The sequence below is a fragment of the Nocardioides ungokensis genome (genome assembly GCF_013466985.1).
In the GTDB taxonomy this organism is placed as follows: Bacteria; Actinomycetota; Actinomycetes; order Propionibacteriales; family Nocardioidaceae; genus Nocardioides; species Nocardioides ungokensis.
Genome location: NZ_CP059164.1, coordinates 147,179 through 159,671, shown reverse-complemented (window position 1 = coordinate 159,671; position 12,493 = coordinate 147,179). Strand labels below are relative to the sequence as shown.

11 protein-coding genes and 3 tRNA genes are annotated in these 12,493 nt (G+C 70.7%); 5 read left to right on the top strand and 9 right to left on the bottom strand.

What is annotated here, in order from left to right; translation table 11 throughout:
* Positions 1-2: 2 nt before the first annotated feature.
* The 4 genes from H0S67_RS00760 to H0S67_RS00745 form a co-directional block, all read right to left on the bottom strand.
* Complete coding sequence (locus H0S67_RS00760; RefSeq protein ID WP_219635415.1) at positions 3-305, bottom strand: chorismate mutase; 303 nt, start codon at positions 303-305, stop codon at positions 3-5.
* A 73-nt stretch (positions 306-378) separates the two neighbouring features.
* Positions 379-777, bottom strand: coding sequence for a hypothetical protein (locus tag H0S67_RS00755; RefSeq protein WP_180935038.1), 399 nt, complete (start codon positions 775-777; stop codon positions 379-381).
* 44 nt (positions 778-821) lie between these two features.
* Positions 822-2,303, bottom strand: coding sequence for a glycosyltransferase family 39 protein (locus tag H0S67_RS00750; protein ID WP_180935037.1), 1,482 nt, complete (start codon positions 2,301-2,303; stop codon positions 822-824).
* Positions 2,304-2,462: 159 nt separating this feature from the next.
* Positions 2,463-2,535, bottom strand: a tRNA-Arg gene (locus H0S67_RS00745).
* Positions 2,536-2,645: 110 nt separating this feature from the next.
* On the opposite strand from H0S67_RS00745, the gene H0S67_RS00740 reads away from it, so the two are divergent.
* From H0S67_RS00740 to H0S67_RS00730, 3 genes are all read left to right on the top strand, one after another.
* On the top strand, positions 2,646-3,191 hold the full coding sequence (locus H0S67_RS00740) for a hypothetical protein (protein ID WP_180935036.1): 546 nt from the start codon (positions 2,646-2,648) through the stop codon (positions 3,189-3,191).
* A 258-nt stretch (positions 3,192-3,449) separates the two neighbouring features.
* Complete coding sequence (locus tag H0S67_RS00735; protein WP_180935035.1) at positions 3,450-5,273, top strand: phosphoenolpyruvate carboxykinase (GTP); 1,824 nt, start codon at positions 3,450-3,452, stop codon at positions 5,271-5,273.
* 125 nt (positions 5,274-5,398) lie between these two features.
* Positions 5,399-6,400 (top strand): phospholipase D-like domain-containing protein, encoded by a 1,002-nt coding sequence (locus H0S67_RS00730; protein WP_180935034.1) that lies wholly within the window; start codon positions 5,399-5,401, stop codon positions 6,398-6,400.
* 504 nt (positions 6,401-6,904) lie between these two features.
* On the opposite strand, the gene H0S67_RS00725 is transcribed toward H0S67_RS00730, so the two are convergent.
* Together H0S67_RS00725 and H0S67_RS00720 are read right to left on the bottom strand one after the other, a co-directional pair.
* Positions 6,905-6,998, bottom strand: a tRNA-Ser gene (locus H0S67_RS00725).
* A 188-nt stretch (positions 6,999-7,186) separates the two neighbouring features.
* On the bottom strand, positions 7,187-7,531 hold the full coding sequence (locus H0S67_RS00720) for a hypothetical protein (RefSeq protein WP_180935033.1): 345 nt from the start codon (positions 7,529-7,531) through the stop codon (positions 7,187-7,189).
* A 124-nt stretch (positions 7,532-7,655) separates the two neighbouring features.
* Here H0S67_RS00720 and H0S67_RS00715 point away from each other — a divergent pair, with 124 nt between their 5' ends.
* Together H0S67_RS00715 and H0S67_RS00710 are read left to right on the top strand one after the other, a co-directional pair.
* A complete protein-coding gene (locus H0S67_RS00715; RefSeq protein ID WP_246355016.1) occupies positions 7,656-8,084 on the top strand; it encodes a hypothetical protein in 429 nt (142 codons plus the stop codon).
* A 49-nt stretch (positions 8,085-8,133) separates the two neighbouring features.
* Positions 8,134-8,225: transfer RNA gene (locus tag H0S67_RS00710), tRNA-Ser, on the top strand.
* Between the two features lie 92 nt (positions 8,226-8,317).
* On the opposite strand, the gene H0S67_RS00705 is transcribed toward H0S67_RS00710, so the two are convergent.
* The 3 genes from H0S67_RS00705 to H0S67_RS24115 form a co-directional block, all read right to left on the bottom strand.
* Positions 8,318-8,551 carry a fibronectin type III domain-containing protein gene (locus H0S67_RS00705; protein WP_180935032.1) on the bottom strand — a complete coding sequence of 78 codons (234 nt, stop codon included), beginning with the start codon at positions 8,549-8,551 and terminating at the stop codon, positions 8,318-8,320.
* Positions 8,548-11,184 (bottom strand): fibronectin type III domain-containing protein, encoded by a 2,637-nt coding sequence (locus H0S67_RS00700; protein WP_281369057.1) that lies wholly within the window; start codon positions 11,182-11,184, stop codon positions 8,548-8,550. The genes H0S67_RS00705 and H0S67_RS00700 overlap by 4 nt, the downstream gene beginning before the upstream one ends.
* A gap of 281 nt (positions 11,185-11,465) precedes the next feature.
* A complete protein-coding gene (locus tag H0S67_RS24115) occupies positions 11,466-12,491 on the bottom strand; it encodes a hypothetical protein (protein ID WP_246355015.1) in 1,026 nt (341 codons plus the stop codon).
* Positions 12,492-12,493: the final 2 nt, after the last annotated feature.

The following is a 12,493-nucleotide window of genomic DNA, read 5'->3' as shown; positions in this document are numbered from 1 at the left end:
GGTCAGCCCGCTTCGGACCGCTTGATCCGCTCGTGGTTGCGGATGACCTCGTCGATCACGAGGTTGAGGAACTTCTCCGCGAACTGCGGGTCCAGGTCGGCGTCGCGGGCCAGCCGGCGCAGCCGCTCGATCTGGACCGCCTCGCGGGCCGGGTCGGCGGGAGGCATGCCCGAGCGGGCCTTGAGCCGGCCCACCTCCTGGGTGCACTTGAAGCGCTCGGCGAGCAGGTGCACCAGCGCAGCGTCGAGGTTGTCGATGCTGCCCCGCAGCCGCTGGAGCTCCGCGCGTGCCTCGTCGTCCGTCACGGCATCGATCCAAGCACGGGTGGACGGCTGCGCCCACGGTGATCCCGAGGCACGGAACGTCGGGGCACCAGGCTCAGAGGTGGTCGGGGACGATCAGCGCGTCCGGGTCGATGCGCGGCGGCACGTTCGCGAGCGCCAGCTGCACCAGTGCGACCCGGGCCTGGACGGCGACCTTGCGCTTGAGGCGTCCGAGCTCGTCGCCGACCTGTTCCTCGACGGCCGCGGTGACCTGCTCGTCGGTGAACGTCGGGCGGGTGCCGGGCTCGACGTCGACGTCGGGCAGCGCCACGAGCACCGGCAGGACCTGGGTGCCGAGGGAGTCGAGCAGCGTGTAGCGCTGGAAGCGGTCCATCTCGTCCCACAGCGTGTCGACGTCCTGCTTGCCGCGGCGCACGTCCTTGCTCTGCGCGGCCAGGACCGCCTTGGCGGCCCCGGTGAGCGCGGCGGTCATCTCGTGCTCGGTGAATCGCATGGACACCAGCATGCCGCGACCGCTCCCGAGGGGCGCGTGCCGGGTTACGGGACCTCGGGCTTGTAGGTGTCCTTCACGACCTTGCGCAGGGTCTGCAGGGTCTGCGGCCCCACGTCCTTGCTGGCGTACCAGTCCCACCCGATCGTGGTCCCCACGCGCTGGTAGCCACGGTCGATCGTCGGCGCGAGCCAGCTCGGGACGACACCTCCGTTGCCGAGGGCGATCAGGGTCGGGTCCCGACGCCCGACCCACCGTCCGTACCCCTCGCTGCCGCCCGGCCAGGTGTCGTCGACGTAGTCGATCAGGCCGTTGCCGAACTGCTGGTAGCGGGAGAGGTTGCGCTGGCCTGTGAGCACCAGCGGCTGGGGTGCCTCCACGGACAGGATCCGCGCGTCCTCGGGCAGCACGTCCATGACGGCCTGCACCGACGCGCGCTGGTCGTCCAGGGTGTCGTTGCGGGTGGAGATCGCGTACGTCGCGCCGACGGCGGTCGTGGCGATCGTCCACGCCGCGGTGGCGATCACGACGGTGCGCAGCGGGACCCGCTCGGCCAGCGCGACGACCAGGCCGCCGATCCCGAGGGCGGCCGGCGGCAGCATGATGAACGCGTCCGGGAAGCCGTTGAAGGCCTTCAGCGACCACACCAGCCCGGCGACGAGGATCGCGCCCACGGCCAGCAGGTCCACCCACTGCGCGTCCCGCTGCTCCGCCGGCCGCCTCAGCGCCCGGAGGCACAGGACGGTGATGGCGACCAGGCCGGCAAGGAAGAAGGCGAGCGAGGGTCCGTAGCCCGCGGCCAGCATGTCCAGGGCGGCGCCGGGCGAGGTGATCAGCGAGGTCTGCTGGGTGTAGCGCGCGTTGATGAGCACGAAGTCGTCCATGAAGATGCCGAGTGCGCCCACCGCGGCGTACGCGCCGACGGTCACCGCGCTGGGGACCAGCCCGCCGACGGCGACGCGCAGCAGCGCCCGGAGCCGCTCCGTGAGCCGGCCCCCCGACCGGTCCAGCGCGATCGTCACCACGACCCCCGCGATGGCGACGAAGAAGACCGGCTGCCAACACAGCGTGGAGAGGGCGATGAAGAAGCCCGCGGTCAACCAGCGCCGGTGGACGGTGGCCAGCATCGCGCAGAGGAGGAAGAGGATCATCGACGTCTTCTCGCGCGGCCCGTCCGAGGCGTAGGCGATGAAGCCCTGGCAGCCCATCAGCGTCGCCGCAGCGGCCACGCCCGCGAGGCGGGACCGGAAGAGGTCGCGGCCCAGGACGTAGAGGACGCCGATGCTGGCCACAGCGAAGAGCATCAGGAAGACCCGCATGCCGACGACCTGGTCGACGCCGACCCACTGCGCGAGCAGGGCGCCGACGCCGGGGATGAGGTGCGCCAGCGGGCCGGCCCGGTTCACGACCGCGACGTACGGCGGCACGCCCTCGGCGACCTGCTGGCCGCCGTACGCGTAGTCACCGAGGTCGCGCGAGAGGTAGCCGTCGAAGCCGTGCAGGACGTAGAGGACGGTCGCCAGGCGCACAGCAGGGGCACCAGGGGATCGACCTGCGCGAGTCGCTGTCGCGCGGCGAGAACGTAGGACATGGTCCGCGGGATCCTTCCGAGACACGATGAAGGCTGCATGAAACCCCGTGAACACAGAACCGCAGGCCAGCTCTTGGCTGCCTGCGGTTCCGATCTGCGCGCCTGTAGGGATTCGAACCCCAAACCTTCTGATCCGTAGTCAGATGCTCTATCCGTTGAGCTACAGGCGCCCGTCACCCGGCGGGCCGGACGACTGGACGAGGATAGCGGACGGCCGCGGCGATGCCGAAATCAGTGCGCCTCCTCGACATCGGAGGGCCTCCCGCAGATGATCGGCCACATGCGCGCGCGGGTGGGTACGACGCTCGCCCTGCTCGCCGGCGTGGCGCTCACGGGCTGCTCGGGAGGGGGCGGATCGGCCGCACCGAGCACCCCGGAGCCGAGCACCCCGTCGAGCATCGAGGCCGCGCCCCAGCAGCCGCACGTCACGGGTGACCAGCAGGTCGAGCTCCGGGCCGGACTCGCGGTGATGACCGACGACCGGTGCACGCCCGAGGAGAGGAGGAGGGTGTGCTCGGCCGACGGCACCCACGCCTGGGCGCCGCTCGGAGACCCGAGCCCGGCCATCCTGGTCGCGGCCGGCACCCACCTCGCCGACCGTCACACCTCCTGGACGACGGTGCTGCGCTTCGCGCCCCGGTCGCGCACCTCCCTCCACGCCGTCGCGCACGAGGCGGCGACCACGGGGGGTGTGGTGCTGGTGCTGGCCGGAGGCCGGGTGCTGGCCGCCGTACCCGCCGGCGGCGTGCACGGCACCGAGGCCACGGTGGCCGGACTCGACAAGCCGACGGCCTGGGGGCTCGTGGCGGCGTTCGAGAGTCCATGACGAATGCCTGCTGGGGCGAGTGACCGATTGCACAGAGCGTTGAACGATCCAATATGTGGGGCCAATCAGCGGAGGTAACCTCAGCGCATCCCGGGCAGCGGACACACGTATCCGCATCTCGGGGACCCACCAAGTCGCCGACAACGACGCCGAGCGATACACAGCAACTCCACGACACACCGTCGATACGCTCGACGGCCGGCGGCGCCTTCCCTCAGTGGAGGCGACCACCGCGAATGCGCGAGAGGGAACACCAGGATGACCGCCGAGACGCAGGCACCGACCACCCATCAGGGCATCCTCGACTTCGTCAACGAAGTCGCGGCCATGACCCAGCCCGACGCCATCCACTGGTGCACGGGTTCCGACGAGGAGTGGACCGAGCTCACCAACGCTCTGGTCTCGACCGGCACGTTCACGCGGCTCAACCCCGCGATCAAGCCGAACTCCTTCTACGCCGCCTCCGACCCGATCGACGTCGCACGCGTCGAGGACCGGACCTACATCTGCTCGGTCGACGAGAAGGACTGCGGGCCCACCAACAACTGGATGGACCCGAACGAGATGAAGGCCATCATGCGGGACCTCTACGAGGGCTGCATGCGGGGCCGGACGATGTACGTCATCCCGTTCGTCATGGGCCACCTCGAGGCCGAGAAGCCGATGTTCGGCGTCGAGATCACCGACTCCGCCTACGTCACCGCCTCGATGCGCGTGATGGCCCGCATGGGCTCCCACGTGCTGCGGAAGATGGAGGAGCTGGACGCCGCCGGGCACGAGGTGCACTGGGTGCCCGCGCTGCACTCGGTGGGCATGCCCCTCGAGCCGGGTCAGCCCGACGTCGCCTGGCCGTGCAACGACACCAAGTACATCGTGCAGTTCCCCGAGGAGCGCGCGATCTGGTCCTACGGCTCCGGCTACGGCGGCAACGCGCTGCTCGGCAAGAAGTGCTACGCCCTGCGTATCGCCAGCGTGATGGCTCGCGACGAGGGCTGGCTCGCCGAGCACATGCTGATCCTCAAGCTGACCAGCCCCCAGGGCGTGGTCAAGTACATCGCCGCGGCGTTCCCCTCGGCCTGTGGCAAGACCAACCTCGCCATGCTGGCCCCGACCATCCCGGGCTGGAAGGTCGAGACCCTCGGCGACGACATCGCCTGGATGCGCGTCGGCGAGGACGGTCGCCTGTGGGCGGTCAACCCGGAGTACGGCTTCTTCGGCGTCGCGCCCGGCACCAACGAGCACACCAACCCGAACGCGATGAAGACCATCAACAAGGGCAACTCGGTCTTCACCAACGTGGCGCTCACCGAGGACGGCGACATCTGGTGGGAGGGCCTGGAGAACCCGCCGGCCAAGGCGACCTCCTGGAAGGGCGAGCCCTGGACGCCGGAGAGCGACTTCCTCTCCAGCCACCCGAACAGCCGCTACTGCACGCCGATCAAGCAGTGCGACATCCTCGCGCCGGAGTACGACGACCCGCGCGGCGTGCCGATCGACGCGATCCTCTTCGGTGGCCGTCGCAAGACGACCGTGCCGCTGGTCTTCGAGGCCCGCGACTGGACCCACGGCACCTTCCTCGGCGCGACGCTCTCCTCGGAGACCACCGCCGCCGCGGTCGGCGCGGTCGGCGTGGTGCGTCGTGACCCGATGGCGATGCTGCCGTTCATCGGCTACAACGCCGGCGACTACTTCAACCACTGGATCACCGTCGGCAAGGACAACGACGCCGCCAAGCTGCCGAAGATCTTCTACGTCAACTGGTTCCGCCGCGACGACGAGGGCGGCTTCCTGTGGCCGGGCTTCGGTGAGAACAGCCGCGTGCTGAAGTGGGTCGTCGAGCGCATCGACGGCCAGGCCGCTGCGGTCGAGACCCCGATCGGTCACGTGCCGACCCCGGAGGCGCTGGACACCGAGGGCCTCGACCTGACCGACGCCCAGCTCGAGGCGGCGCTGCGCGTCGACACCGACGAGTGGAAGGCCGAGATCCCGCAGATCCAGGAGTGGTTCGAGAAGTTCGGCGACAACCTGCCGGCGGTGCTCTGGACCGAGCTCGACGGACTGCGCTCGCGCCTGGGCAGCTGACCCTCGGCGCACCCCCTGAGCAACACGGGCCCCATCCGGTTTTCCGGATGGGGCCCTGTGCTTGGTGTTGCCTGTGGAATCATGACGTCGTCTGGGAGTCGGGGGGCTGACGGGAAGGGGAGCGGGTGGAGACCTACGGCCCAGAGGACCGTGCGCTCTTCGAGACCCAGGGCACCAAGCTGTACGAGGAGATCGTCACCGCCGGCGGGCTCGCCGCGGGCGACGAGCGGATCCAGCCCGACGGCGAGCTGCACCGGGCCTTCAACCAGCTCGTCGAGCTCGGCCTGGTCCAGCACGAGCGCGACACCAACCGGTGGGTCCCCGAGGACCCCAACACCGTCGAGTCCCGCGTCGTCTCACCGCTGAGCCACGAGGCGGCCACCCTGCTCGAGGCGTCCTCCCAGTGGGCCCGGGCCTTCGGCGTGCTGAGCCAGACCTGGAAGAGAGCCCCCAGCGCCACCAGCGGCCCCTTCACCTATCTCCACGCTGAGGCGATCGACCCGTTCCTGGCGGCCCTCGTCGCGGACTGCGAGGAGGAGATGCTGACCGCCCAGCCGCAGGCCGGCCGGAACCTCCACCTGATGCCCTTGGGGGTGCTGCGCGACACCGCGCTCCTCGAGCGCGGCGCCAAGATCCGCACCCTCTACCAGCACAGCGCCCGTCGCAACGCGATCACCCGCGAGTACGTCGCAGCCGTCACCGACCGCGGCGCCGAGGTCCGCACCCTGGACGAGTTCTTCAACCGGATGATCGTGGTCGACCGGCGGGTGGCGGTGATCCCCAGCGGCGACGACCTCAGCGTCGCGCTCGCGGTGCGGGAGCCATCCATCGTGGCCTACTTCGTCGACGTCTTCGAGAGGTCGTGGGAGCGCGCACGGCCCTTCACCAGCCGCGAGACCTCACTGATGAAGGACATCGCCGCGGAGCAGCGCGCAATGACGCTGAGGATGCTGATCGAGGGCCACTCCGACCCGGTCTCGGCCAAGCGGCTCGGCGTCAGCCCGCGCACCTACGCCGGCTACGTCGCCGACCTGAAGACGGAGTTCGAGGCCGAGACGAGGTTCCAGCTCGGCTACGTCATCGGTCATCAGGGGATCTCGGGCTCGGAGCCCACCGACGACTCCTGAGCGGGCCGACGGCGCGCTGGGCAGCGGGTCGACACCGGAGTGGCGCACAAATATCGCGAGGGCAACGACCTGAGGTCGTTGCCCTCGCGCTGATGAGACGGGCCGGGGGGTGGCACTGGGACCGAACAAGGTGGGGGGGTGAGTTGGGTCCCCGTCTCACGTTCTGTGGGGGTGGTGCAGGGGGTCACTTGTGCATCGAGTAGCCCCAGGTGCTGTCAGCCTGTGCAGGTGCGGTCATCCCGAGAAGCCCGAGGCTGAGGCCGGCGGTCGCGAGTGCGATGGCCACCTTGCGAGTCATGTTCATGTGAGAGTGTCCCTCCAGCTTCGTTGTCCTGGCCCACGGAACGGCCATGGCAAGAGTCTGTGGGAGGCATGCACCCTTCGGCAGCAGAACGTTTCCTCAGATTTTTGCATTGCATTTTCATGCAGCCTCGGAGGGGTCTGCAGAACCCTGCAGGACCGGGTCGGCCCCCGCCGGAGCAGGTCCGGCGGGGGCCGTCACACTGGCGGAGGCGGAGGGATTTGAACCCTCGATGGGGTTGTAGCCCCAAACCCGCTTAGCAGGCGGGCGCCATAGACCGGACTAGGCGACGCCTCCCGACAGCCAGCACAGGCTACAAGGGAGCCACCGCCGGGGACCAATCAGGGCACACCTGGACGTGGCGCGGACTCCTCAGAGCGGTCGGAGGCCCTCGCCGCGGCGTGCGTGGTCGCGTACGTCGCGCGCGAAGTCGTCGCGGTCCGCGGCCACCGCGGAGACCGGGATCGTGGTCGTCCGGCCGTCGCTCAGGCGCAGGACGAGGCAGTCGATCCCCCGTGGCGAGGCGGCCACGACCTCCTCCACGTCCTTCCACGAGGCCTCGCTGACCCCTGCTCCCGGACCAGTCGGACCCGGTAGCCCTCGTCGTCGAGGTGCACGACGTACTTCTTGCGCAGCGCGTAGCCGACCACGAAGACGCCGACCAGGCCGAGAACCGCGAGCACCACCAGCAGGTCCAGCGGCAGGTGGAGCAGCGCGACGAGGGCGGTGGCGGCGAAGAGCGCCACGGCCAGGATCACCAGCAGGGTGCCCATCAGTCGGGCACCGAGAGCGGGAGAGAGCCGATAGTCGGACGAGGTGGAACCGGGCATGGGGATGATTGAACAAGACACCGCAATTGGTGCCGTCACCGGCCTTGTCGCGGCCCTTGCGCGGGGGTGACACTCGAATCCCCACCGACTCCCCACCCGACTCCCCAGCCGCCGGGAGGCATCCATGAGTGCACCCACCACGCCCGCGAACCCGCAGGCCCCCGCCGGCCCCGCAGCAGCCCCGGTCGGGCTCGCGCCGGCCGTCCTCGGACTGCGACGGGCCCTCGACGCGCCACGCAGCGAGGGCATCGCCCGTGGCAGCTGGCGCTGGACCGTCCGGCAACGGATGGCGGGGCTGCGCGACGCGCTGGTGGACGAGGTGGAGACCTCCGAGGACGGGTGGCTCGCCGCCCGGAGCGGCGGGATGCTGCGCGAGCGCGACGCCCTCCTCGCCCGCCTGAGCGCGCTGGGGCCACAGGTGCTGGAGAGCCCGGACGTCGAACGGGTGCGCAGCGACCTCGAGCGGCTGCTGACCGACATCGCCCACCACGTCCAGCGCCTCCACGACCTGGCGTACGACGCCGTCGAGCTGGAGCTGGGCGGCGAGGAGTAGCGGCCGGCCGACGACCTACACTGCTCCGGTGTCCGCCTGCGGGCGGCTCGGAGGGGTGCCGGAGTGGCCGATCGGAACCGCCTTGAAAGCGGTCGCTGGCAGTGATGTCAGCCGCGGGTTCGAATCCCGCCCCCTCTGCCAGCCAGCCAGCCAGGGCCTTCAACAGACTCGAAGGCGATCGACCAGCAGAAGGGCGCTCCGGATCGGGGCGCTCTGTTGACCGTCTCGCCGGGCTACTCGACCCTGAACTTCACGGTGACGCTGCCGGGGCCGTACCCCAGGACGTTGCGAGCGGCGACCTGGACCTTGTAGACACCCGGCTTCAGCTTCGTCAGCACCAGTCTGTGCGCCGTGGCCGCGACCGACCTGGCCTTCCCGTTCACCGTCACGAGGTACCCCGTGATGGCGCTGCCACCGTCCACCGGCGACGACCAGGCGATCACAGCCTTGTTGCCGTGGACCTTCACCGGGAAGCGCGCGACCTCCCTGGCGTCGTGGCCGGGACCACGGGCGCAGACGTTTCGCTGACCGGGGAGTCGCCGACGGCATTGGTCGCGACCACCGTGAAGGTGTAGGCAGTGCCGTTGGTCAGCCCGGTGATGGTGGTCGAGATGACGTCGGGACCGACCGTCCTGGTGATCCCGCCCGGTGAGCTGGTGACGGTGTAGCCGGTGACCGGGGCACCGTTGCCCTCGGCCTGCGTCCAGGTCACGGTGGCCGACCGGTCACCGCGAGTGGCCGTCACGGCGGAGGGCTGGGTCGGGACGCCGGCGGGGACCACGGAGTTGCTGGCCGCACTCGGCTGGCTCGAGCCGTGGTCGTTGAGGGCGACGACGTCGAAGATGTAGCTGTCACCGTTGGTGAGACCGTCCACGACAAGGCTGGTTGCTCCGGCGTCGGCCGTGACGGTTCGTACCTCATCACCGGGGCCACGAGCGGTCACCCGGTAGGCGGTGACGTCTCCGGGGTAGTACCTGGGTCGCCAGCTGACCGTCGCGCTGCGGTCGCCTGCAGCGGCGGTCACTCCGGTGGGCGAGGCCGGGACGAGGCCGGGGGTGACCGCGATGGACGAGGCGCTCTCGAGTGACTCGCCGAACCTGTTGCCGGCGACGACGGTGAACGTGTACGCCGTGTCGTCGTCGAGTCCCTCGACCACCGCCGACTTCTGGTTGCCGTCGACCGTGACGCTCCTGGTGCCGGGGCTGACCCAGATCGTGTAGTCGGTGACGGACGCGGGGCTCCACGACACCTGTGCGCGGCCCTCACCCGGCGTTGCCGTCACGTCTCGGGGCGCGGCGGGAGCAAGTCCGGGCTCCAAGGGGTCGGGGGCGACGACGAAGATCGTGTCGACACCCCGCCCGGTGCTGCTGGTGTTCCCCCCGCCGTCCGCGACGCTCGTCCAGGCGCTCCACGAGCCGGTCGGCGCGCTCCACGGGGCGAGGAACGTCGCGGTCCAGATGCCGTCGCGACGGTCGCCCTTCGAGAGGGTGGCCGGCGCAGACAGGCTGTTCACGAAGCCGCCCCCGCCGTACCACGAGGCCCCGCTGTTGGGACCAATGCTGATCACGGGGGTGCCATCCACCCCACGGTCGTCGGTGAAATGCATCCGCACCGTCACCGACCCGGAGTGGTAGTACGGGTCGAGGATGCGGCGGTTCGAGGCGACCCCTCCGATCGTGGGTGCCTGCGTGTCGGGGACATCGGGCACGACGTCGACGGCTGCTGAGGCCGGGGACGTGCCGACCGCGTTGGTCGCCGTGACGGTCACGGCGTAGCTGCGACCGTTGGTCAGTCCGGTCAGGACGGCGCTGGTGGCCGTGCCGCCCACGTCGGCGCTGTGGGTCTCGTCGTCTGCAGCGCGGGCGGTCACGGTGTAGCCCGTGACGGCCGACCCGTTGGCCACGGCCGCCGTCCAGGTGACCGTGGCCGACGTGTCGCCGGAACGTGCCTGCACGTTGAGCGGAGCCGCAGGCGCCGACGGAGGCTGCTGGGACCAGCTCAGGGTGAAGGGTCCGGTGCCGCCGGTGGTGTTGAAGCCGTCGACCGCGATGAGGTAGCGGGTGCCCGCCTTTGCGGCGAAGGAGATGGCGGCGTGGTACTGGTTGGTGTCGTCGTTGCCCGCGATCTGGGTGAGGGCGCCCGGGCTGCCGGTGTAGGCGGCCAGCGTGGTGTCGCGGTTGGAGGCGCCCCCGGAGGTGGCGAAGGAGGCCTGGCCGTCGTCGGCGGGTGTCCACGCGTACCAGACGGAGTGGCCTCCCGCACCGTAGGCGCTGGGGGGCGTGGGGTCGGTGCTCTCGCGGGTGGCGTACGTGTTGTCGCCGGCGACGGTCCCGTCAGTGCCGGTGAGGACCTCGGCGTTGGCGACATCGTCGTTGGCGGGTCGGGGCGGAACGGTGACCGTGACGTCGGACCTGGGCGAGGTGCCGACGGCGTTCACGGCGGCGATGCCGATGACGTGGTCACCCGCGGCGAAGGAGCCGCTCCCGCTGGTGATGTCGACGCCACGGCTGGTGGCGCCGAGCTGTCCCAGGTAGCCGCCGTCGAGGTAGATGGCGTATCCGCTGATGGGCGATGTGCCGGCGTTCTCCGGCTCGCTCCACCATGCCTGCAGCTTGCCGGTCTGCGCGTTGTAGCTGCCGGTCACCGTGCGCGGAGCAGTCGGTGCGGCCGGGAGGGGCTGGTTGGTCGTGGCGTTGACGACGACGGCCGGGCCGGCGCCGGTCCCGTTCACCGCCCGTACGGCGAGCTGGTAGGTCGTTCCGGCCGAGAGACCGGTGAACGTGTGGCTGCGTGCGGAGGCGGGGAGGGTCTCGGTCGTGTCGGTTCCGGAGCGGGTCACGAGGTAGCCGGTGACCGGGCCGTCACCCGCGAGGTCCGGGGCCGACCAGCTCATCGTGAGGCTGTCCGTGCCGTCGACGGCGGCTGAGACCGAGTTGGGGGCGCTGGGAACGCCGTCGACCTGTGCCCCGTCGCAGCCGGGCGCCGACACCGTGTAGGTGCCGAGGCTGCCGTAGTCGTCGTAGCCCCCGGCGGACCAGGTTCCCTGGCCGACGCCCTCGACGGTGAGCACCCACGAGTCCCCGGTGTCGGGGATGGTCATGGTGGCGCCGAGACCCGAAGCGGTGGCGCGATCGGCGAAGGCGGACGCGGGCTCGGCGACCGCGCGTTGCGTGCCGGCGGCGTCGCGGAGGACGGCTCGGACGTCGAGGTCGGGTGCCGTGGGGTCGGGGAGCACGTTGACCACGGATCCGGGGGCACAGGTGCCCAGGAGGTAGGAGTCGGCGTCGTCGCGGGTGCCGATGAGTGCCGTGCCGCCGGGCAGGGCAGACGGCGTGGCGGGCGAGCCAGGGGCCTCGTCGGGGCGGGCCCCGAGATAGCCCGTCAGGATGGCGACGTCGTCCTGCGTGTTGTTGGCGCCGGCGTACGAGCCGGCGCTCCACTGCACGAGCGGGCGGTCGTAGCCCACGCCCATGATCGGCGCCCAGAGGCCGTGGCCTGCGTAGTAGCCGAGCGTCGACGTGCCGTCGTGGCTGAGGCCGAGGTTGTGCCCGGCCTCGTGGGCTGCGGCCTCGGCGACGTTCTTCGCGTCGTTGCCCAGCGCCTGCGGGAACACCCAGGCCGGCTGGCTGTAGGACCCGACGCGGTCGAAGACGCTGAGGTAGGCCACCCCTCCGCAGTTGCGGGCGCAGATCTTCGAGAAGGGGTCGTCACCGGGGTGATGAGAACTCGCGTGCCGTACACCGGGTCGGCGGATGACGCGCGCTCGAGTGTCTGGGGCCCGGTGTCCTCGGTCGTCACGTCGACGTCGAACGGTGCGTAGTCCTCGGCCACGCTCGACCAGACCTGCTGGACGGCCAGCTTCTCGCTGTCACTGAAGCCCGCCCCGTCGCCTGCCGGGTCCCACGCGGGCTGGCTCCCCGGCGTGACGCCGTAGGAGTCGTTCCAACCGGTCCCGGACACGTCGGCGCCGTCGAAGTCGAGCAGGATCGTCAGGTTCGCGCCCGGGTTGCTGTGCAGCGAGAACGTCTGTGCCAGCGGCGCAGCCGGCGCCGCCGAGGCGGAAGCAGCCGAGCCGGCTGCCCCCGCTGGGGCAGGGTCGACGTAGAAGACCGATCCCTGGGGGTCGACCCAGGCCGTCCCGTCGTTGCGCAGCAGCGAGCGGAGCTGGGCAGGCTCCAGGTCGTTGCGCGCCGCAGCCACCGGCAGCTGGTCGCCGAGCTGCCGGATCGCCTTGGCACCCCGCTGGGGGTCGTCGAGCAACGGGTCGGCCTCGGCGATGGTCGCGTCATCCGTGGCCGGACCGGCGCCCTCGGCGGCGGCAGGCATGGCCGCCTGCAGCCCGGTGCTGACGAGGCAGGGCAGAGCGACCAGGAGGACAGTCGCCGCGCGACCGAGCTTGCCGAACAATG